The 22273-nt window shown below is 40.1% G+C and carries 25 protein-coding genes; 14 read left to right on the forward strand and 11 right to left on the reverse strand.

Annotated features, from left to right (window positions below; genetic code table 11):
- The first annotated feature begins 63 nt into the window (after positions 1–63).
- From EJ995_RS06565 to EJ995_RS06580, 4 genes are read left to right on the forward strand one after another with little or no spacing between them, the layout of a single operon-like run.
- Positions 64–642 (forward strand): hypothetical protein, encoded by a 579-nt coding sequence (locus EJ995_RS06565; RefSeq protein ID WP_126446815.1) that lies wholly within the window; start codon positions 64–66, stop codon positions 640–642.
- The gene (gene tpiA / locus EJ995_RS06570) at positions 632–1384 is read left to right on the forward strand and encodes a triose-phosphate isomerase (protein ID WP_126446817.1); all 753 of its coding nucleotides are present in this window, start codon (positions 632–634) and stop codon (positions 1382–1384) included. Before EJ995_RS06565 ends, tpiA begins: the two co-directional genes overlap by 11 nt.
- 3 nt (positions 1385–1387) lie before the next feature.
- Entirely contained in the window at positions 1388–2236 is an 849-nt protein-coding gene (prmA, locus tag EJ995_RS06575; protein WP_126446819.1) for a 50S ribosomal protein L11 methyltransferase, read from the forward strand.
- A gap of 60 nt (positions 2237–2296) precedes the next feature.
- Positions 2297–2572: an ATP-dependent Clp protease adaptor ClpS gene (locus EJ995_RS06580; RefSeq protein WP_126446821.1), complete on the forward strand. Its 276-nt coding sequence runs from the start codon at positions 2297–2299 to the stop codon at positions 2570–2572.
- Between the two features lie 3 nt (positions 2573–2575).
- Here EJ995_RS06580 and EJ995_RS06585 read toward each other — a convergent pair whose 3' ends face one another.
- A complete protein-coding gene (locus EJ995_RS06585) occupies positions 2576–3247 on the reverse strand; it encodes a M24 family metallopeptidase (RefSeq protein ID WP_126446823.1) in 672 nt (223 codons plus the stop codon).
- A 103-nt stretch (positions 3248–3350) separates the two neighbouring features.
- Here EJ995_RS06585 and EJ995_RS06590 point away from each other — a divergent pair, with 103 nt between their 5' ends.
- The 4 genes from EJ995_RS06590 to EJ995_RS06605 are packed head-to-tail and all read left to right on the forward strand — an operon-like array spanning position 3351 to position 8513.
- Positions 3351–4031 (forward strand): TetR/AcrR family transcriptional regulator, encoded by a 681-nt coding sequence (locus EJ995_RS06590; protein ID WP_126446826.1) that lies wholly within the window; start codon positions 3351–3353, stop codon positions 4029–4031.
- Positions 4024–5718, forward strand: a complete 1695-nt coding sequence (locus EJ995_RS06595; protein ID WP_126446828.1) for a peptidase domain-containing ABC transporter — start codon at positions 4024–4026, stop codon at positions 5716–5718. Before EJ995_RS06590 ends, EJ995_RS06595 begins: the two co-directional genes overlap by 8 nt.
- Positions 5711–7066, forward strand: coding sequence for an HlyD family secretion protein (locus EJ995_RS06600; RefSeq protein ID WP_126446830.1), 1356 nt, complete (start codon positions 5711–5713; stop codon positions 7064–7066). The genes EJ995_RS06595 and EJ995_RS06600 overlap by 8 nt, the downstream gene beginning before the upstream one ends.
- Before the next feature lie 25 nt (positions 7067–7091).
- On the forward strand, positions 7092–8513 hold the full coding sequence (locus EJ995_RS06605) for a TolC family protein (RefSeq protein WP_241234602.1): 1422 nt from the start codon (positions 7092–7094) through the stop codon (positions 8511–8513).
- 5 nt (positions 8514–8518) lie between these two features.
- Here the strand turns inward: EJ995_RS06605 and EJ995_RS06610 are convergent, their stop codons facing one another.
- The 3 genes from EJ995_RS06610 to EJ995_RS06620 form a co-directional block, all read right to left on the reverse strand.
- Positions 8519–9235, reverse strand: a complete 717-nt coding sequence (locus EJ995_RS06610) for an acetolactate decarboxylase (RefSeq protein ID WP_126446834.1) — start codon at positions 9233–9235, stop codon at positions 8519–8521.
- Between the two features lie 21 nt (positions 9236–9256).
- Positions 9257–10009 (reverse strand): 23S rRNA pseudouridine(2604) synthase RluF, encoded by a 753-nt coding sequence (gene rluF / locus EJ995_RS06615; RefSeq protein WP_126446837.1) that lies wholly within the window; start codon positions 10007–10009, stop codon positions 9257–9259.
- Between the two features lie 251 nt (positions 10010–10260).
- Complete coding sequence (locus EJ995_RS06620) at positions 10261–10599, reverse strand: single-stranded DNA-binding protein (RefSeq protein WP_126446839.1); 339 nt, start codon at positions 10597–10599, stop codon at positions 10261–10263.
- Between the two features lie 276 nt (positions 10600–10875).
- On the opposite strand from EJ995_RS06620, the gene EJ995_RS06625 reads away from it, so the two are divergent.
- From EJ995_RS06625 to EJ995_RS06640, 4 genes are all read left to right on the forward strand, one after another.
- Complete coding sequence (locus tag EJ995_RS06625) at positions 10876–11736, forward strand: DUF5677 domain-containing protein (RefSeq protein WP_126446842.1); 861 nt, start codon at positions 10876–10878, stop codon at positions 11734–11736.
- Positions 11737–11886: 150 nt separating this feature from the next.
- Positions 11887–12270, forward strand: a complete 384-nt coding sequence (locus tag EJ995_RS06630; RefSeq protein WP_126446844.1) for a hypothetical protein — start codon at positions 11887–11889, stop codon at positions 12268–12270.
- Positions 12271–12464: 194 nt separating this feature from the next.
- Positions 12465–12803, forward strand: coding sequence for a hypothetical protein (locus EJ995_RS06635; RefSeq protein ID WP_126446846.1), 339 nt, complete (start codon positions 12465–12467; stop codon positions 12801–12803).
- Between the two features lie 144 nt (positions 12804–12947).
- Entirely contained in the window at positions 12948–13229 is a 282-nt protein-coding gene (locus tag EJ995_RS06640; RefSeq protein ID WP_126446848.1) for a hypothetical protein, read from the forward strand.
- Positions 13230–13316: 87 nt separating this feature from the next.
- Here the strand turns inward: EJ995_RS06640 and EJ995_RS06645 are convergent, their stop codons facing one another.
- From EJ995_RS06645 to thrS, 7 genes are all read right to left on the reverse strand, one after another.
- A complete protein-coding gene (locus EJ995_RS06645; protein ID WP_126446850.1) occupies positions 13317–14519 on the reverse strand; it encodes an acyloxyacyl hydrolase in 1203 nt (400 codons plus the stop codon).
- A 195-nt stretch (positions 14520–14714) separates the two neighbouring features.
- On the reverse strand, positions 14715–15641 hold the full coding sequence (locus EJ995_RS06650) for a 2-hydroxyacid dehydrogenase (protein ID WP_126446852.1): 927 nt from the start codon (positions 15639–15641) through the stop codon (positions 14715–14717).
- On the reverse strand, positions 15623–15994 hold the full coding sequence (locus EJ995_RS13155; protein ID WP_164549885.1) for a hypothetical protein: 372 nt from the start codon (positions 15992–15994) through the stop codon (positions 15623–15625). The genes EJ995_RS06650 and EJ995_RS13155 overlap by 19 nt, the downstream gene beginning before the upstream one ends.
- Positions 15995–16303: 309 nt before the next feature.
- The gene (gene rplT / locus EJ995_RS06660; protein WP_126446854.1) at positions 16304–16648 is read right to left on the reverse strand and encodes a 50S ribosomal protein L20; all 345 of its coding nucleotides are present in this window, start codon (positions 16646–16648) and stop codon (positions 16304–16306) included.
- A 99-nt stretch (positions 16649–16747) separates the two neighbouring features.
- Positions 16748–16945, reverse strand: a complete 198-nt coding sequence (gene rpmI, locus EJ995_RS06665; RefSeq protein WP_041496324.1) for a 50S ribosomal protein L35 — start codon at positions 16943–16945, stop codon at positions 16748–16750.
- A gap of 259 nt (positions 16946–17204) precedes the next feature.
- The gene (infC, locus tag EJ995_RS06670; RefSeq protein ID WP_126446856.1) at positions 17205–17696 is read right to left on the reverse strand and encodes a translation initiation factor IF-3; all 492 of its coding nucleotides are present in this window, start codon (positions 17694–17696) and stop codon (positions 17205–17207) included.
- A gap of 79 nt (positions 17697–17775) precedes the next feature.
- Entirely contained in the window at positions 17776–19722 is a 1947-nt protein-coding gene (thrS, locus tag EJ995_RS06675; protein WP_126446858.1) for a threonine--tRNA ligase, read from the reverse strand.
- Between the two features lie 125 nt (positions 19723–19847).
- Here thrS and EJ995_RS06680 point away from each other — a divergent pair, with 125 nt between their 5' ends.
- Together EJ995_RS06680 and EJ995_RS06685 are read left to right on the forward strand one after the other, a co-directional pair.
- Complete coding sequence (locus EJ995_RS06680; RefSeq protein WP_126446860.1) at positions 19848–21365, forward strand: hypothetical protein; 1518 nt, start codon at positions 19848–19850, stop codon at positions 21363–21365.
- Complete coding sequence (locus EJ995_RS06685; RefSeq protein WP_126446862.1) at positions 21365–22114, forward strand: hypothetical protein; 750 nt, start codon at positions 21365–21367, stop codon at positions 22112–22114. The genes EJ995_RS06680 and EJ995_RS06685 overlap by 1 nt, the downstream gene beginning before the upstream one ends.
- The last annotated feature ends 159 nt before the right edge of the window (positions 22115–22273 follow it).

Here is a 22273-nt window from a genome sequence, read left to right on the forward strand (position 1 = left end):
TTCTCTATCTTTGAGACAAAAATTACAGTAACTATGAACACGAGAATATTACAACCTGTTTTAATGCTTTTATTAGTCTTCACTTCCTGCGTGGGAACTTCTCAAAACGAAGAGGTAAAAGAGGACTTCAATAAATACATTAGCGCGATACAGGATAAAGAATACGAGAAAGCATTGGATCTTACAATCCCATCCATTTTTCATTTAGTTTCCAGAAAACAATTATCACAAAGCTGGAGAGCTGCTGTGTCTACTCCAGGTATGGACATGATCATAGGTGACGTAGAAATTTTAGCAGTCAATGAATTACAGGACGTAGAGGATACTGCCTACAAGACGCTAGAGTACAATCAAAATCTCAAAATGAGATTTGACGAGAAAACAATGAATGATAGCGGCGCTTCTCAAGATGAATTTTTGAAACAAACCGAAACGGCCATCAAGGCACAATTTGGTGAAGAGAATGTATCACTAGATCCAAATACCATGTACTTTACGATCAAGTCTAACAAAAAAGTACTAGCCGCGCAACCAGAAGATGCTGAACACTGGCAGTTTATGGTGCTAGAAAAAGGAAATGAGAACTATATCAAGCAACTCATTCCAGAAACTACTTATAACGAGGTGTACAATGAGAAATAATATACTAGCAGGAAACTGGAAAATGAACTGTGACCTACCGGGAACACAGTCGCTTATTGCAGAAATTCAAGCCGAAGGTATTGATAACCTAGATTGCGAGATCATGGTCGCGCCTTCCCATCTATTTCTTTACGCCGCTTTCAACGCCAGCCTCAATTCGCCTATTGAAGTCGTGGCGCAAAATGTATCACAACATCACAAAGGTGCTTACACCGGTGAGGTTTCTATCGATATGTTGCAAAGCGTTGGTATAAAGACTGTCATCATAGGTCATTCTGAGCGTCGCGATATTTTCAAGGAAAACGATGACCAGCTTAGAGGAAAAGTATCAGCCTGTATTAAAGAAGGTATGCGAGTGATTTTTTGCTGTGGTGAGCATCTTGATGAACGCAATAGTGGTAATCACTTTAAGACCGTAACAAACCAAGTAGAAAAAGCACTGTTTCAGCTAGAGGACAAAGACTGGAAACAGATCGTCATTGCCTATGAACCAGTCTGGGCCATAGGAACTGGTGAGACCGCATCACCAGAACAGGCTCAGGAAATGCACGCGCATTTACGCACATTTATTGAGAATAAATACGGTGGCAAAGTCGCTAGCAACACCAGCATTTTATATGGCGGTAGTGTAAAACCGGCCAACGCACGTGAGATTTTTGCAAAGCCAGATGTTGATGGTGGTCTAGTAGGCGGCGCATCGCTGGATGCCAACTCTTTTGTGCAAATCGCACGTTCTTTCTAGAATATGAGTAAGGTTACAGACCAGCTATATGTAGAGTACACGTTTACGGTAATGCCTGTGCAGCCTTGGGTCGATGTGCTTGCCGCGCAATTAGGTGAGCTAGGTTTTGAGAGCTTCATGGAGACTGAGACAGGACTTTTGGCTTATGTGCTGGAAGATATCGACAGCGATGACCTAGTAAAACAGTTGGACTTGTGGCAGTATGATGATGTTGAGTTAGCTTTCGCGAAAGCAAACATACCACCAACCAACTGGAATCATGAATGGGAAAAGAACTTTGAACCTATCACCGTGCAAGACCGCTGCGAGGTGCGAGCGCCATTTCACGAGTCCAAAGGCCTGGAATATGACATCGTGATAGAGCCAAAAATGAGTTTTGGCACGGGTCACCATCAAACAACGCACATGATGATCGAGCATCTACTCGAGTTAAATCCTACTGATCAAAAGGTACTGGATATGGGTAGCGGTACTGGGGTTCTCGCCATTCTTGCAAGGTTGACAGGTGCAGCGGCGGTAGATGCGATAGATATTGACACGTGGTGTTATGAAAATGCACTTGAAAATGTGCAGCGCAATCAAGTCGATAAGGTTGAGGTTATTCTGGGTGGTGCAGAGCAGCTTGGAGATCGCTACTATGATTTAATCATTGCAAATATCAACCGCAATATCCTACTGGCCGACATTCCAACTTATGCTGGTTGTTTGTCGAGCGGTGGCAAAATCTTGCTAAGCGGTTTTTATCTAGAAGATCTTGACCAGATAAAAGCAGCTTGCACACAGGTAGGACTAGAATACATATCGCATAGACAGCGCGATCAATGGGTGTCGCCATTGTTCATCAAAAAGTAAATGAGTAGTTAAAGATTTTTGAGCAAGGCATAGTTTTTATAATTTTGTACTGTTATGATGATGAGTACACAAATACAGGAGTTACCAGAATTAGATATTGAGGTAGCTGAAAAGAAAGAGAACAAGATCGTTCTTTTTAATGATGAGGTCAACACTTTTGACCACGTCATTGATATGCTCGTTGATGTATGTGAACACACGCCACTTCAAGCCGAACAATGCAGCCTGATCGTACATTATAAGGGCAAGTGCAATGTAAAAACCGGTGAATACGAGGATCTAGAGCCACGATGCAGCGCGTTGTTAGATGCAGGCCTGACGGCAGAAATACAGTAGACTCTAGACAGCTACCTGCTCAAAAAAAGCACCTATTTCTTTTTTCTTATCCACGATATGGATCTCGATGATCCAGTGACGTTGATTTCCTGATTGATCCAGTGCGTTCATTGGCACATGATTTTCTGGATGTATGTAATTGGTTTTCAATTCTTTTTCTAGCTGCTCATGTGGAAAGTGACCTATCAAGTGTCCAGCTATAGGTCCACCATATTCCCAACCGTGATCTGCAGCAAGTTCCGCACAGTACTCATACAATTGTGAACCAGTCATAGACGGATTGTCGGTCAAGTACTTCTGAGCGATATACCAAAGCTTTTCAGAATCTGCTGCTAGTTTCTTTTTTATTTCATCGTTTCCTAAGACGTAGGTACGGCCGTAATCAGCTTCCCATTCTTCTATGATAGGCCCGAAGTCAAGAAATACAATATCGTCTTCTTGAACCACTAGATTTTCTGGATTTTCTTCATATGGATGAAGCGTATTTCTACCAGCACGCACTATGCGTTTGTGCCAGTATTTCTCAATCCCGTATAATTCTCTGGCAAGCTTAAATATTGCCTCATTGATCTCTTTTTCAGTCTGTCCAGCACGTATGATGTTGCGCTTGACGGCTTCTTGAAAAAGGTTTTCCGCTTTTTGCTCTGCTTGCTTAAGGTGTTCAATACTTGTCATGATTCAAAGATACTACTCGCTGGTAAGACCTAGACGTGTTAAATAATACTAAATTAATCACTTAACGATAGTATTGCTATTAATTTCGTCTAAAACTAACCGTTTGGATACCATACTCAAAAATTTGAGAGTTGAGATCAACTCAAATATCTATGTCAAAGATCCTGAATCTTCTGATCTAGGTAAAAGAATCGTAGAATCAAGTATCTTGATGATACATGAAATGGGCTTTGAGACCTTTACTTTTAGAAAGCTAGGTAAGGCTATTGGTTCCAACGAGAGCTCCATTTACAGATACTTTGAGAATAAACATAAACTGTTGTTATACTTAACATCCTGGTATTGGGGTTGGATGGAATATCAGCTAGTTATTCAAACACTGTCTTTATCACAGCCAAAAGATAAGCTCAGAAAAGCTGTGCAAATTCTAACCAAAGAAATCGTACAGGATTTAGACTTTGATCATATTGATGAAGTGCTCCTCAGTAAAATAGTGGTAGAAGAATATTCAAAATCCTATTTGACTAAAGAAGTAGATCAAGAAAACAAGCAAGGTTACTTTTCAATCTACCAGCGACTGGTAACGAGATTGAAGGATTTGATTCACACGGTCAATCCACATTATAAGTTTCCAGCATCCTTGAGCAGTACGATTATTGAAGGCGCATTACACCAGCATTTTTTAAAAAGGCATTTTCCAGCGTTGACAGATTGTAACGCTACCGTTTCTCCTACACATTATTTTATGGATTTAATTGACTTAATAGCCGATAGCCATGAGTGATAATAAGAACAAAAATATACTTACCGCATGGCAACGTCTGGTACGCATGCTAGAATTAGACAAACGCGATGTTTATCAGATTTTTTACTATGCGATTTTTGCAGGACTAGTAGGTTTATCATTACCGCTAGGTATTCAAGCCATCATTAACTTGATACAAGGTGCACAGATCAGCTCTTCCTGGATTTTGTTAGTAGTCTTGGTGACGCTAGGTGTAGCCTTTGGTGGTGCGTTGCAGATCATGCAAATAAGAATCACAGAGAATATACAGCAGAAAATATTTACCAGATCATCTTTTGAATTCGCTTACCGATTCCCTAAGATCAAGATGAGCGAGTTGAGCAATTACTATCCGCCAGAGTTAGCCAATAGGTTTTTCGATACCCTAAATATCCAAAAAAGTCTATCAAAGTTGCTAGTTGATTATCCTACTGCGATTCTTCAAATTGTATTTGGATTATTGCTGCTCTCGTTTTACCATCCGTTTTTTATCGCCTATGGCTTCCTGCTATTGATGTTAGGATTACTATTATTCAAATACACCGCGGAACGTGGATTAAAAACCAGTATCAAAGAGTCAAAAAGTAAATATAAGGTTGCACACTGGCTACAGGAAGTTGCACGATCCATCATCAGTTTTAAACTATCAGGAAAAACATCTCATGCAGTAGAACGTAACGATGAATTAACAACCGAGTATCTAGTCTATCGAGAGAAGCACTTCAAAGTGCTGATTTTACAAGCTATACAGTTGATAGGATTTAAAGTGTTGGTGACCGCTGGTTTATTAATCATAGGTGGATTTTTGGTATTGAATCAAGAAATGAATATAGGTCAGTTTGTAGCGGCAGAGTTGATCATCATTATTATTATTGGTGCAGTTGAGAAGATCATCACCGGACTGGAATCCTTTTATGACATGCTGACCTCACTAGAAAAGTTAGGTGAGGTAGTAGATAAGGAATTGGAACAGGCAAAAGGCGATAAACCATTTAAAGAGAACGAAAACTTTGAGGTACAGTTAGAAAATGTATCCTACTCAGTTCCAGATAGGTCAGAACCTATTATTGATCAGGTCAATCTACACATGTCGAGAGACTGCTCGATATTACTCAATGGCGCTAACGGTAGTGGTAAAGCAACTTTGTTGCGATTAATCGCTGGTATTATTGAGCCTACAGGTGGTAACGTGTTTTTGAACAATATCAATTTAAAAGGAGTTAATCTGAATTACTATAGATCTAGTTTAGGTCAATCGCTAACTGAAGAAACACCATTTGAAGGAACCTTGCGCAACAATATCACTTTTGGAAACAAAGAAGTTTCAGATGATGATGTTTATAAGGTGATTGAGAATGTGGGCTTGACCAAATTCTTGAAAAGATTACCAGAAGGTCTTGATACCTTTTTGTTTCCAGAAGGTAAACGCCTTAGCTATACCATTAGTAAAAAGATCGTGTTGGCAAGAGGTATCGTCCGTAAACCAAAAATGTTGATACTCAAGGATCCATTGGATCAATTTGATAATGATGAAAGTGATCGCATCATGAATTTCCTTACTGATAAAAGTAACGGCTGGTCACTCATAGTGGTGAGTCAAAACGAGCGATGGCTCAACAAATGTGGTCGCATCGTGACCCTAGAGAAAGGTAGAATCATTGAAGATAAATCCATAAACAATGCTTAATATTTCCAAAACAGAACTGGTAAAGCGCTTGGATTTGGATGAATTTGATTCCGGCAAGCGTGTGTTGCACCGCACCCATTTTGAATACTTCAACAGGTTCTTAATTGGGTTTGCCATCATCATGATTATCGTGCTTTTCCTACCATGGACGCAAACCGTTACCGGTAATGGTTTTGTAACAACCTTGACACCAGATCAACGACCGCAAACCATACAATCACCTATTCCTGGTCGATTAGAGACATGGTTTGTTCGTGAAGGTGATCGTGTTTTCAAGGGCGATACGATCCTACAAATAAGCGAGGTAAAAAGTGAATACTTTGATCCAGAGCTGGTCAATCGTACCGATTTACAAATTGACGCCAAAGAGCAATCCGTTGAGTCATATGATTTTAAGATTCAATCGTTGAGGCAACAAACCGTTGCACTGCAGTCAGAGTTGCAATTAAAATTAAACCAGGCAGCAAACAAACTAGAACAAGCAAAGCTCAAGGTGGTGAGCGATAGTATCGATCTAGAAGCAGCAAGAACAAATCAAACCATTGCAGAGCGTCAACTGGAACGTACCGCAACACTTGAAGATGAAGGCCTCAAATCTCAGGTAGATGTAGAACAAAAACGCTTGAAACTACAAGAGACTCAAGCTAAATTAATATCGCAACGTCAAAAATTACTGCAAAGTAAAAATGAGGTGACCAATGCTCAAATCGAGATAAGTCGCACCAGACAAGAGTATGCAGAAAAGATAGCCAAAACTAGAAGCGATTTAGGTAGCGCCCAGTCAGACCAGCTGGATGTAGCTGTTCAAGTGAGTAAACTGCAATCTGACCGTGCAAATTACAGCATGAGAAACGATTTGTATTTTATCACAGCACCACAGGATGGCTTTATCAATAAAGCCATCAAATCGGGTTTAGGCGAGACTTTTAAAGAAGGTGAGCCGCTGGTCAACATCATGCCGTCCAACTATGATCTTGCGGTAGAGACTTTTGTCGAGCCTATCGACTTGCCGTTACTCCATAAAGGAGAACACGTACGCGTACAATTTGATGGATGGCCGGCAATCGTTTTCTCTGGATGGCCCAACGCTTCAGTAGGTACTTATGGAGCAGAGATTGTTGCCGTAGAAACCTTTACGTCAAGCAACGGTAAATACCGCGTGCTGCTGGCTCCTGACAACATCGATGATGAGTCCTGGCCAGAGGCACTGCGTCCTGGCGCCGGCGCCTACACCATCGCATTACTAGAAGATGTGCCTGTTTGGTACGAGATATGGCGACAATTGAATGGTTTCCCACCTGATTATTACACACCAGAAAGCGACAGCAAGGATGATAAGAAAAAGTAGCACCATACTGCTCTCGCTATGCACAATGATGACTTATGCAGTGCAGATTGATGAAGTTACGCTTTCGCGAAAGCTAACAAACCCACAAGCTACAGTGCAACCAGTGGAGGATACGGTAGTGCTAAGTTTGAGGGAATATCTGGGCTATGTCAAGCGTCATCATCCAGTAGCTTTACAGGCAGAATTGCTACTTGATGAAGGGCAAGCAAATTTACTGCAAGCGCGTGGCGGTTTTGATCCAAAAATCGAGGTAGATTATCGTCGCAAGGATTTCAAGGACATTGAGTATTACGATGAATTGACGGGTGTTTTTAAGATTCCAACCTGGTATGGCGTCGAGTTCAAAGCAGGAGCAGAGCGTAACGAAGGTGAGTTCCTGGATCCATCGCTAACTGTGCCTGACGGTGGTTTATACAGTGCTGGTGTGCAGGTAAATCTAGGTCAAGGATTGTGGATCAATGAACGTATGGCCACTTTGAGAAAAGCCAAGTTATTCCAACAACAATCACAGGCCGATCGCGATCTTGCAGTCAATGCGGTACTTTATGATGCGTCAAATGCTTATTTTGAATGGTGGCGCGCGACACAAGAAGTGGCTTTCTTCAAATCCATACTGGCAAATGCGATACAACGCAAGCAAGCTGTTGTGGTAAGTGCTAGGCTAGGAGATAAGGCCGCGATTGATACTGTAGAAGCGGGAATTGCTGTCCAGACAAGGAGATTGAGTCTTGAAAAAGCACAAATCCAATTGACTAAAAGACGATTGCAGGTATCCAATTTTCTATGGCTAGATGGCGTACCGGTTGAATTGCAGGATAATGTCGTACCGCAAGAGCAATTGCAAGAAGTGACCAACGATGTGCTGGCGCTAGAAGGTCAACAGCTCAATGAATTTAATGTAGAGAATCACCCAAAAATCGTATCACTCAATTTTAAGTTAGATCAACTAGATGTGGATCGACAACTCAAAGCCAATAAATTGTTGCCCAAAGTAACCGTCGATTACAACTTTATCACTCCAGACTGGAACGAACTTAATTCAATCAATCAAAATAATTACAAAGCTGGACTCACGTTTGCCTATCCTATTTTTACTAGGAAAGAACGTGGCGATTTGCGACTTGCCAAAATCAAGATCGACGATGCCAGATACGGCCTGCAATCTGAATCATTGATCCTGCGCAATAAAGTAATTGCTATATTCAATGAGCTAGATAGTTACCAGCGTCAAGTCATCCTAGCAGATGAGCTTGTCAACATGGCGGAAACCATGTTGCGAGCAGAGAATCGAAAATTTGAATTGGGTGATAGCTCGCTGTTTATTATCAACTCACGAGAGGCAAAATTGATTGATTCTCAAGTAAAAGCGTTGGAAGTTCAGGAAAAACTATTGAGCGTCAAAGCAGAACTTTTTCGTAGTCTAATGGTGTTGCCAGAAAATTTGTAGCATTTTTATTTTGCAAGAAATAGGGTCAACGCTTGTGGTTCAACTGCGTCCAGATGTCCCATGGCATTGCGGTTTGTAGTCATTAGATGAACGTGAATATTAGAATCGTGGTGCGTGTAAATTCCTTTATGGTGTTGAGAATAGAAACCTACCATGACTACTTCTTCATTTTCCAGTGTAAAATTTCGCTGGCCTTTATGAGCATCTTGAGGCGATTTTATAACAGATCCAGGCGCTAGATTTTGCACATGGATAAAAGCGTTGCTCACTTTTCCCTCTAATTTAAACATCGTTTCAATAGATTGATCTTTAAGTTGTGATTGAATAAATAGTTCGAGAGACGATAAGTCAGACACAGTGGCTGGAACTTCAATTTCCTTCCATTGATACGCTTGGGCATAGACAAAAAACGGTGCACTCGCGTTGGCAGTTTTCTCGACCTTCATGAGACCATCGTTTTCTATTCTTGATATATAGATATCACCATCAAACACCATGAGTTCACCAGTAAGCGCAGTCGCTGGACCTATACCGTACAAATTTTGAGTGTCAAGTGTATCGAGTTTGATGGTATTGCTTAGATCACCTCGCAGCATTACATTTCTCATGGCACCAGTATGCCGCACTTGAGAAGAAATACTCTCCGTTTTTTGATCGCAAGAAATAAGTAGGAACGAGAACAATATGGCAAGAACTGTAGTAGATATTTTCATTATTTTCATTTGATAGATTTTAGTAAGGCTCTAATCCATCTCGTCATCGACTATAGGTTCTATGGATTTACTGCTAGATGCCGTGAGTCTTTTGATCTCTTGTAATTCTTCGCTCGTTAGATTGCGATAGGTTCCCTGCGGTATGTCAAGCTCAACATTCATGATGCGCACGCGCTTGAGTTTGGTCACGCGATAATCTAGGTATTCACACATACGACGTATTTGCCTGTTGAGACCTTGCGTGAGCACAATTCTAAAGGTCTTACGGCCTAGTTGTTCTACCTCGCATTCTCTGGTAACGGTATTGAGAATAGGCACGCCAGCAGCCATACGTTTAATGAATTGATTGTTGATGCTGTGATTGACAGTCACAATGTATTCTTTCTCATGATTATTACGCGCTCGCAGGATTTTATTGACAATGTCGCCATCGTTCGTTAGGAAGATTAATCCTTCGCTGGGTTTGTCTAATCGACCTATGGGAAATATGCGTGTAGGATAATTGATAAAATCAATGATGTTGTCTTTTTCTACACGAGTGTCTGTGGTGCAAACGATACCAACAGGTTTATTGAAAGCTAGATAGACTGGTTGTTCTTTTTTGGTAGAGATAGGCTCGCCGTCAACGGCTACTTTGTCGCCACGCTTGACTTTGGTTCCCATAGCAGGTACTTTACCATTGATGGTAATGCGTTCTTGCTCGATGAGTTTATCGGCAGCGCGCCTTGAGCAAAATCCTTGCTCACTTAAATATTTATTGATGCGTGTTTCCTTCTCTATCATGGCCACAAAGGTAGGAATAGAATACAAGTGACAAGCCAAACTAGGCAGCTCTTCTCTTGTTCAATGGCTATGTTAAGGATTGTAGTGAAATGCCCGGAACTTGTGAGGACTTGTAATGGATAGGCCGACTGCGCCTAGCGCGGAAACACCAAGAAATATCATGAAAAAAAATGCCTTGAAGCGAGCTTCAAGGCATTTTGTGAATAGATACAAATTTTAGATCTATAGAAGGGCGCCATATTGTGTGGCGATTATGCCTTGCCACCTAGCATAAGGAGCTCGCTGCAGATAACCTCGGTCGTGTAACGCTTGTTTCCTTCTTTATCTTCCCATGTTCTAGTGGTGAGTTTTCCCTCGATCCCTATTTTGTTTCCTTTCTCGACATACTTCTCGATAATGTCCGCGGTCTTGTTCCAGGCAACGACATTGTGCCATTGGGTATCGCTTACCTGCTCGCCTTGTTTGTTTTTATATCTATCGGTTGTGGCGATGGAGAACTTGGCAATCTTTTTACCATCATTTAGGTTGATGATTTCTGGGTTAGCGCCTAGGTTACCGATCAATTGTACTTTGTTGTTTAAACTGCTCATAATAAATTAGTTTGTATGGATTAAAAAAAGTTTGTGCCATCTGTTTGTTGATGACGGTGCAAATATGTGGTGGCTTTTGAGTTTAAGAAGAGTTTTAAACAGTTGCTTTCGTTTATTTACGTTTGTAAACGTTTATGTATATTAAAGTTTGCATTACCAGGCCTATTGAGATTATGCTTGCGTCGCAGTATATGATGTTATTACAAATTGCTCTGTAAAGAAGATGTGAAAATGATTTGGTTAAATTTGTATATTGAGTAGTTGGCGGCAATTTGAATGACAGATAAGAAAGAAAATAAATCGGAAAAAATTAACTTCCTTGGGCTAATAGCCAAACGTTATATCGAGGACATTTCAGATATAATTCAGGAAGTAATATTAAACGATTTAGCCTCTTTGAATAAAGATGGATATAAACATTCTGTAAGAGCACTTCCGATTTTTGCAGTTAGAACTCTTCACATCTCAAACGGAATAATCAGTCTTATTTTAGAGGACAATATTTATAGCGCAAAAATTTTACTTCGTTCATTAGTAGAACACGCTTTCAAAATCAATTTTCTAACAGCAAAGTCCTTAGGAGATAATAACGGACAAATATTTGAGGATTACTATATTTTTTGCGATTTAGCTGAAAAACTTCAATATCAAAAAAGTTTAGACTATAAATCAACCGTTCTGACTGAAGATGATATTGACCAAGAATCTTGGGAAAAATTATTGAAAAATAAACCTGAAATAGAAAAATATAGCAAAACTCAAATTTTCAAAAAAGCTAACGAATTTACTTTCAGAAACATCTTCAAATTCAATATTGAAAACAAATCTGTTGATTATAAAAATGAAAAAAATGAATTAATGAAAAAGAGTTTTGAATCTTTTCTTATGCTCGGAGCAATATATTCTGACCTTTCTTCTTTTATTCACGGAGGACCTTTTGCTGAGTCTTATGCTTTTCCATCTAATGATAAAGAAGATGACAATTTCGAAATTCTAGACGTTATCGAAAACGTTATGATTACGCATTTTTATGCCAATATAAGTATATTGAACTTTTGGAATAATCTGAACAACAAGTACGATGATAAAATGTTGAAAGTTCACGAATTAATACTGGATTATTATAAAAATGTATAAAAACTACTGCCAACAATGAATAACCGCAATTCCAGCTTGTTTTCAATTCAACTTCTCAAAATAATTTAATTTCCTGACTTCAAATCCACATCACAAGGAACTGCGGTTATACAAGACCGTAATAACAAACAGCAAAACACTAATACAATAATGGCAGAACAAAAGAAAGGGTTTGAAAAAACATTAAGCGGAATATTAATTTGGTTACCCTCATTAGCAATTATACTATTCTACATTCCTAACGCTTTAGACAAATTGATCAATCATGATCAGACTGGAAAAGTAGTAGAAAGTAGTGCCGTAATGATTACAGCTGGAGTTTTTATTTTAATTGGGATTGCTCTTTTTTTATACAACAAAACCATACTAATTGGAACATCGATGTTAGTTCTATATATGACTTTTATTGTCCTAATTCATATGTATAAAGGAAAACCAGCAGAAATCGTAATTCTAATTCTAATTGCAACGGTATTAGCATCATACATTAGAAAACCAAAATTATTTTCATATACAACTGATTTGAAGAGTTGATTGGAATTACATTCTGAAAATATGATCTAACTGGCCTGAAAACCTGTGAAAAGACTGAAAATAATAACAAAAACATTTTCCAATGATAGCTGTAAGTTATTGCTTAGTCTCGCCAACTTCTTAAAATACGCGAGGATCATCAGCGCCATATTCCATATAAAAAAAAGCATCTTACCAACAAGATACCAACACCCATGAAAATCTTCCTAAAAATAGTAGCCTTTATCATACTAATCGCAGCAACAACTATTTGCGGTTGGAAAAGTGGCCGAGAAATGAAAAAGTCCAATCAATTTGGCGATGAGTATTTGGGTCAAAGCAAACAAGCAATTCTAGCAGAATTTGGCGAGCCAGAAATTTCGGTTCAAAAGTCAGCTTCAAAATACAATGATGATTTTGAGTTTTTCTATGATGGAGTCAATTGTCATCCAGAGGCGCAAGTTACCTACCTTAAATATGAACAGTTTTGGAATGATGTTGAGTTTTGGTTATTAAATACAAATAGTCAGGAAATTGTTGTTCTCGTCAAATAAATATAGGATCATATGTTTATCGTACTCACAATATTACTTTTTTGCGCCAACTATTTTTTATTTAGAAAGGTTGTTTTCAAAATCATTAGCTCTATCATAATCTTGTTATTTTTTGTAGTGTCTTACAATGCATCTCAACGATACATGAAGACACAAAAGTCAATTTATAATGCAAAAGACATAACATACGCATCCTTGATAGCAGAAGATGAAAACTTCACGATAGAGAACGAAACAAAGTATGCCTTAAAATCAATTCAGGACTACGATGTGCCTAAAAGAATTAGAATTCTGTCAGAATTTATAGACGACTGCAATGTTAACGACACGATTATTCAAGTCAACGCAATAGGCAAAATTCAAAATAGTCAATTTTGGTTCATCAAGAAGGATGATGCAGATCCAGTAGGATTTATAAGATTGTAGATTACAAGGGTTCAATGACTCCGACAATCAAGAAATCTTCGGTTTCCGCTTTTTCCAATAAATTATCGATCGTTCTCAATCACCACCCTAAAACCTCCTACCTATCTGAAAAACAATCGGCACCGCAACACCAGCGTTGCCGGTAAAGTTGTTGCCATTAGAGTAGTGAATGATCTTGAGCTCTGCATTCCATTTTCTATCCTTGCCCAGGTAGGCACCAGCAGCGACAAAATCCTGGTAGGTGATTCTAGGCCCAGTATCCAGGCCGTCGATATCTTCTTTAGTAATAAAAGTAGGTCCAATGACACTATAGGTGGCATAGGCATCAAATCCAGCCGCTCGCCAAAAGAAAAATCGCACCTGCGGATAGATGGAGAAAGCACCTATCCATTCCTTATCAAGACTGCTCTCAAATGCCGTGGCGCTAACTCCAAAACCTAAACTAAAAAACTTACGCGATCTATAGACGTCGCGCGTATAATTCACCAGTATCGTATTACTTGCCTTGGCATCACCGTACCAGAATATGGGAATTCCCAATCCACGAGTACCAGCCACACGCGCATTCATCGATAGGATCTTGTTAGGCGCATAACCTATAAAATCATTGCCATAACCTATTTGCAACGTGTTAACAGGAAAAAAGTTACCGCCGTTTTCAACACCAGTCTCATCGGCTGGCGCTAGATCACTCAGGTTATATTGAACACCCAGGTTATACTGCTGTATTGCCGGTTGATTATCCGTATCCTTAGGAATGTACACCGCATGAGCCATCAAGCTCCATTGGTCATTTAGTTTGTAGGACACGCCAGACGCAGTCAGTATACTCAAATATTGTTTGTCCCTAACAACTGTGTTTTCACCTAGTTCAAAACCCACTCGCGTGACATTCACCGGTCCAGCTTCGGCAAAAAGTGACCAGTTGGATGATAATTTAAAGTCTTTGCGAGCCGTGAGCGACCACGCGTTTGTCCACACCGTTTTGCTCAAGTCGGTACCTTGCACGTCATTAAATTCAAACCACGCCGCAGGTCGTATCACACCATATTGAATGGCCAAGTCCTCGGTAATTTTGTATCCAAATAATATCCTTCCAGAAAACGGATTGGCACTCGTTCCACCAGCGGTAAATCCTGGCTCTAGAACATCGCCGTCAAAGTCGTTGAATAACGCGCCCAGATTAAATTGCACATAAGTGCGAGACAAGAACGGATAGTCTTCATCTGGCGACTGCGCACTCATCAAGAATGCGGTACAAAACAATAAAGCAAACAGCTGTTTTTTCAAGGAAAACGGGTAATCGTTCAAAAGTACGTAGGTGACCTCGTACACTCAGTAACCTTACGATGTTTTTAAGGTTTCAGCTTTCGCGAAAGCGTAATTCTTCCCAGCATTCTATTTAATAATCAAACCGCGAATTAGATTTCTAGCCATACTGCAAGTTGGCTACGAGCTTCCTGATCAAGAGCTGCACATGGCAACTCAATACTGCTGGTCGATCGAGACCCTATTATGGAGCGCTTTGCCTTGTTGTAATAAGCGGTAATTCTCTACAACTTGATCTGCCACAGACGCTGGACTCGACACACTCGCCACGTGTGGTGTGATTAAAATGTCGTCACGATTCCAGAATGGATGATCGCTAGGCAACGGTTCCTCATGAAAAACATCTAGCGCAGCACCGCTCAATTGATTGTTCTCAAGCGCAGTCAATAGGTCGTCATCCACCACGTGGCCACCACGGGCAACATTGATGAGATAACAATCCTGTTTCAATTTGCTCAATAAATCAGCGTTGATAATGCCTCTAGTCTTATCAGTGAGCGGCAGTAGACATACCAATATATTGCACTGCGATAAAAAATTATTCAGCTCGTCTGATTTGTAGGTGTTGACACCATCGATTCTTTTGGCACTTTGTGACCATCCACAAACCTTGAAGCCTGCCGAGATCAACAAATTAGCTACCGCTTTGCCCAAAACGCCCATTCCCATGATTCCTACGGTCACGTTTTTATTCCGGCGATAGGAGATAGGCTTCCAATTTTTGGTAACCTGTTGCTCCTGATAAAAGCCAAAGTTCTTGATGTGCCGCATGCACAAGCCTAGAACAAATTCGGCCATGTCACCGCTTAGGTTGTTATCGACAATCCTAGTATAGGTCAAGCCTTGCGGTAGTGTAGAATCATCAAACAAGTGATCCACGCCAGCGCCCATGGAACCAATCACTTTAAGATTAGCCAAATCCTCAAAGCTGCCAGCAGGCGCTTTCCACGTAAGAGCCATCGTCACCTCGCTGCGATTTTGAATCGTTTCGGGAGTCACGACCTTTAAATCAGTATCGACCTGTTGGATGGCATCGATCCACGGCTGGTAGTTTTGATCGTTTCTTATAAGTAGTATGGACATGGTTGAAGTGTGTTTTGAAAATTATTTGGCGATCCAAAGGTCAAGTTTTTCAGGTTTATATCCCAAATCCCAAATCCCAAATCCCAAATCCCAAATCCCAAATCCCAAATCCCAAGTTCCAAATTCCAAATTCCAAATTCCAAATCCCAAATCCCAAATCCCAAGTTCCAAGTTCCAAGTTCCAAGTTCCAAGTTCCAAGTTCCAAGTTCCAAGTTCCAAGTTCCAAGTTCCAAGTTCCAAGTTCCAAGTTCCAAGTTCCAAGTTCCAAGTTCCAAGTTCCAAGTTCCAAATTCCAAATTCCAAATTCCAATTTCCAATTTCCAAACTCCAAAATCTGAATCTCAAATCTCAAATCTCACGTCTCAACTTCCAAGCTCCAAATCCCAAATCTCAAATCTCAAGCTCCAAGCTCCAAAACCTAGACTTGAGAATGATCCTGCTAACATTAAATTCATTTCTTGTCATGTCGAATTTATTTCAGCATCTATAGCATGAAAACATAAAGATAGAAGATAAGCACAATAGTGAGCTTTAACTTAATAATGCTGATGCTATCGTTCAATACTTCAGGTCGATATAAACTACTGCAAATGAATAAAACAAAAAAATCCCGATCATTGCTGATCGGGATTTTCAAATCTTGCGAGATGGTGGTTACACCTTATTTTACTTTGTTTACTACTGCTTCAAAAGCTTCTGGGTGATTCATTGCTAAATCAGCAAGAACTTTACGGTTTAACTCGATATCGTTCTTTTTGACTGCTCCCATAAACTGTGAGTAGCTCATTCCGTGAAGTCTTGCACCAGCGTTAATACGCGTGATCCACAATCTGCGGAATGTTCTTTTCTTGTTTCTTCGATCGCGGTATGAGTAAGACATTGCTTTCTCTACTGCGTTTTTAGCTACTGTCCATACGTTTTTACGGCGTCCGAAGTAACCTTTGGCCTGTTTCATGACCTTTTTTCTACGAGCTCTGCTCGCTACTCTGTTTGTTGCTCTAGGCATAATTTTAATTTTTTAATAGTAGGCGATCTTTTGATTCTTGTAAGCCTAGCTATTGGGTTTGTAAATAATTAATAAACCATCAAGGTTTACTGGTAGGTCTTACTTAAGACGCAACTGTAACTTGATATTGTCTTCATCTGCTTTGTGCACGAGTGTATCGTGGGTCAAAGCTAGTTTACGCTTCTTACTTTTCTTTGTCAGGATGTGACTTTTAAAAGCGTGCTTTCTCTTGATTTTACCAGTACCTGTAAGCTTGAAACGCTTCTTGGCACTAGATTTTGTTTTCATTTTAGGCATAATTCCTAGTTTTAAATTCTCGCAATTCCATAAATAGATCTAAAATGATCGTATTTAAGGGCTGCAAAAATAGGTGATTATTATCAAATAGCCGCTTGCAGACCGTTTAAATATTGCGGGATTCTTTCATCTTTTTAATGATTAGTACAATCTCGCTTTCCTGCCTGTACGGCAGGCAGGCACGAAAGCGTAAATCAAAAAAGACTGCTCCTAAAGGAACAGTCTTTAATGCTATTACGGTAGCTGAGCGCAGCTGAAGTTACTTCTTCTTAGGCGCGATAAACATATTCATACGTTTACCTTCCATTTTTGGCATTTGCTCTACTTTACCTAATTCTTCAAGATCCTGCGCTAGTCTCAATAAGAGAATCTCACCTTGATCTTTATAGATGATGGATCGTCCTTTAAAGAATACATAAGCTTTGAGCTTAGCGCCTTCTTTCAAGAATTTCTCTGCATGTTTTCTTTTGAATTCATAATCATGATCATCAGTATTTGGCCCGAAGCGTATTTCCTTGATCACAACTTTAGAAGCGTTTGCCTTCATGGCTTTCTCGCGCTTCTTTTGCTCATAGACAAATTTCTTGTAGTCCATGATCTTTGCCACTGGTGGATCTGCATTAGGCGAGATCTCAACGAGATCCATCTCCATTTCTTGCGCTTTGGCAAGTGCATCTCTGGTGTCGATAATTTGTGGCTCAACACCTTCGCCTACTAGGCGTACTTTTCTAGCTCGTATCTTTTGGTTGATTGCGTGCTTGTCCTCTTTGATAATCCGCGCTGGTCCGCGGCTTCTGCGTCTTCTTATTGCTATGGCTATATAATTTTAATTAAACTTCAAATGTTTTGATAGAGCTGGCTACTTCTTCTTTAATCATGCTGGCAAATTGTGCAGCGGTCATAGTTCCTAGGTCATCTCCACCATGTTTACGTACAGAAACAGTGCCATCTTTTTCTTCTTGCTCACCTACGATGAGCATATATGGCAATTTGTTCATTTCTGCCTCACGTATTTTCTTGCCCATGGTCTCGGCTCGATTATCCGTAAGTGTGCGAATTTCGTGATTTTCAAGAGTTTCTGCTATTTGTTTAGCATAATTTTCATATTTCTCACTCAAAGACAGCACGATACACTGCTCTGGCATTAACCACAATGGGAAATTACCACCAGTGTGTTCCAGTAATATCGCAATAAATCGCTCCATACTACCAAATGGCGCACGGTGAATCATCACAGGCCTGTGTGACTCATTGTCAGCACCTTTATAAGACAGGTCAAATCGTTCTGGCAGATTGTAGTCTACCTGAATCGTTCCCAACTGCCAGCTGCGACCTAAAGCGTCCTTGACCATAAAGTCAAGTTTAGGACCGTAGAAAGCTGCCTCACCTTCTTCGACAACAAAATCCAATCCTTTTGCTTTTGCAGCTCTCAAGATCGCGTTTTCTGCCTTTTCCCAGTTTTCTACATCACCTATATATTTCTCTGGCTTTTTAGGATCACGTATGCTCACTTGCGCCGTAAAGTTCTCAAAACCTAGAGATCCAAAAACATAAAGCACCAGGTCAATAACCTTCATGAATTCATCATCCAGTTGGTCTGGAGTACAGAATATATGCGCATCGTCCTGAGTGAAACCACGTACTCGAGTTAGACCATGCAACTCACCAGATTGCTCATAGCGATAAACGGTACCAAATTCTGCAAAGCGTTTAGGTAAATCACGGTAGGACCACTGGATGCTTTTATAGATCTCACAGTGATGTGGGCAATTCATTGGTTTAAGCAAGAACTCCTCATCTTCAGATGGTGTGGTGATAGGCTGGAAGCTGTCCTCTCCATATTTGGCATAATGACCACTGGTTTCATATAATTCCTTAGAACCTATATGTGGTGTCATGACCATTTCATAACCAGCTTTTTTCTGTGCGGCTTTTAGGAAATTCTCTAGTCGCTCACGCAGTGCTGCACCTTTAGGCAACCATAATGGCAGGCCTTGTCCTACACGCTGCGAGAACGTGAAAAGCTGTAACTCTTTACCTAATTTTCTATGATCACGCTTTTTTGCTTCTTCAAGCAATTCAAGGTATTCTTTTAAGTCTTTTTGCTTAGGGAAAGAAATACCATACAATCTAGTCAATTGCGTATTGTTCTCATCACCACGCCAGTAAGCACCAGCAATGCTCATGACTTTTACAGCCTTAATAATACCAGTATTAGGTATATGCCCACCACGACACAGATCTGTAAATGTTGCGTGATCACAAAAGGTAATCTCACCATCAGTCAGGTTCTCGATAAGTTCTACCTTATACTGGTTGCCTTCTTCTTTATATTTTGAGAGCGCATCAGCTTTTGAGACACTGCGCATTTCAAATTCATGCTTACCACGCGCGATCTCTATCATCTTTTTCTCAATGGCAGGAATATCAGATTCTGAAATCTGATGATCGCCAAAGTCAATATCGTAGTAAAATCCATTATCAATGGCTGGCCCGATCGTCAATTTAGAGCCAGGAAAAAGTTCCTCAACAGCTTGTGCCATTACGTGCGATGAACTGTGCCAGAACGCCTCTTTGCCTTCCTTATCACTAAAAGTATGTAGCGTGAGTGTGCCGTCTTCTTCCAGCGGTGTTTTGGTCTCGACCTTAGTGCCATTAAATGTGGCGCTTATCACATTGCGCGCAAGTCCATGAGAGATGCTCATAGCGACATCCATAGGAGTGGCGCCGCTTTCAAATTCTTTAATACTGCCGTCTGGCAAGGTGATTTTGATCATAATTACAAAATATGGTAGCACAAAGTTAAAGCGATTATAAGAATGCACAACCTTGTTTTACTCTTAATCTAGCGCCGCGCGATATTAATTTGAAAAACTTATTTTTACAGGACAATATCACCACAATGAGAACATTTTTAGGGAAATGTTATGTGTTGGGTTGTTTGATTGTTTTGGGGAATTATGCTTTCGCGAAAGCGCAACAGTCATCTACCGCAACCACAACCAGTCTGTCTATAGAACAGCCATTAAAGATTACCGCGGCTACATCCAGAACTCAATTATTTGAGGCTATAGAGCGTCTAGAGAACGATCATGGTATCAAGGCATCACTTACTAATTATAGTAAGGATGGAGACCTTATCATTCATCTAGGATTGAGAATATTGGACAAAACAGGCGTGACTCGACGCTGGGAACAAATGGCTAACGATGGGATTCCTGATTTATGCATTTATGTAAGTGGTGATAACAAATTAGAATCGTTAGTAAACTGTAATGAAGTGGTTACAAGTGCTATCGCTAATATTAAAAAGGAAGAAGCAGTTGTTGAAATGCCTGCCATTGCTGCACCGATATCTACGACAGCCACTATTTCTCGCATGGCTGGGAACGAGAATTCTACCCAGAAAAACACTGATCTATCTAAAACAGCTCGTGCCACTGTGAAGGAGGCAATAGCTCCAGATGTACAGCGTATAGACCAGGCGATCGATCGTAAGAAACAACAGTTGGATGGTTTGAAAAAACTTCAAGATCAAAAATTAGAGGAATCTCAACAAATAAAGGAACAGAATATTGATGCACGCGAGAGCTTGCGAGAACTTGAAAAAGAAAACAAGAGACAGATTGCACAGCGCAACAAACTCAAGTTTAATAATGCAAAAGAAAAACAGCGTCGCGATAGTCTTGCAGCACAACAAGCTAGACTAGAGAAGAAGCTCTTGATGCAGCAGCAATCTCTTGAAGAAAGTCGGATAAGACAAGCGCAACTACAAAAAGAGCTAGAACGTCAAGAACAACTCATTAGAGAGCAAGGTCTTAAGAACGAGACAGCGCAAGGCCTCAAAGCATATCGCACGGCCATTAATGGTACTACTGGTGATGAAGAGCTGTTAAGGCAAGGATATTTAGTTTTCGCAGGTGAGCAATGTCTATACAAGGTCTATGATGGTTACACTATCGTTTATGACAATCTAGGAAAATTACTGTTTACAATTAATAAGGAATTGGGTAGCGATTACCTGGAAGGCACCTTGAGGATGCAACGTGGCTCCTTCAATTATCAATACAATGATAATGTACTTATCCTGCGAGATAAGGATGGAAATACGGTCAACGAGCAAGGTGTTCCCATTAAGAATGAAGCATTGTTTGAAGCAGGACAAAATCTGAATACGGAAACTTTTACTATCACACAATCTAGCAGTGTGAGAGATTTACAGCAATTACAGTTGCAAGTACAGGATACAGGAGCAGACTTTAAGATACTTGAACAGGTGCGTAATGGCATGGGCGAGATAACTTCCATTAAAGTCTCTCTAGACAACAATGAGATGAAATTCATGCAACAAATGGGTGCTTTAAAGATCAAGATAATCGTGAACAATGTGCTTAGCACAACTAAAATTGAGCAACTATAATGAAACAAAGGAATAGAGGCATACGGTTGACAATTTTATTGGGCGTTTTACTTTTTTCAGGGTTGTCTCACGGTCAACTACCCATGATTGTTGATGACAATATTATTAGCTATCAGATCGATTCAAAAACCAGCAAAAATGATTTGCTCACTGCCATAGAAGCCTGGAAAGCTACCTATAGTGTAGATATTAAAATTGATCGTTTTGAAGTGAAACGTGATAAGCTAGCAGTTATCGATTTGATCATTTCAAGAGGTGGTCAACAATTGGATAGGTTGAACTATGCCAATAATTTTGGTATTCAAGATCACATTATCAGTTGGAATATTGATAGCAAGAATGTCGTGGTAAGCAAAGGTAAACTGCCATCAAAAACCGCACTCGTCAACAACCGTCGCAGTTCATCCAGCGACGACGATAAGACACTTGTTAAGTCGTTAAATCAGATGAACATGATCAACGAGGAACGATCGCTAGCTACCGCAGCAAGTGATCGAGGACAATACGTGATCTTCAATGGTGATTATTATACCTATTATATAAAGGACGACAAAACCGTAATTGTGGATCCCAATTACCGTAGCATCATGCTGCTGGATAAACCCTTGAAACAAGATGATTCACAGCCTAAGAATGGTAAAACGGTACTGAACAATAAATCTTATAACTACAATTGCAGCAGCAATATATTGACCGTTACAGACTCCAACGGCGCAAGAGTAAATCAGTATGGCGTTGTAGTGGATTAACGCAAGACCATAGGATTATAATCGTGTCGTAAACTCTTTGTAGACTTGTTAAATGGTGTGCTATATCCTGAGTTTCAACCCTTGTAAACGATATTTTTAGTTGAATAACTACAATTATAGTTTGTAAACTATAAAAATAGTTATATGTTTGGAATGCGT

The organism is Nonlabens ponticola (assembly GCF_003966335.1).
GTDB lineage: Bacteria > Bacteroidota > Bacteroidia > Flavobacteriales > Flavobacteriaceae > Nonlabens > Nonlabens ponticola.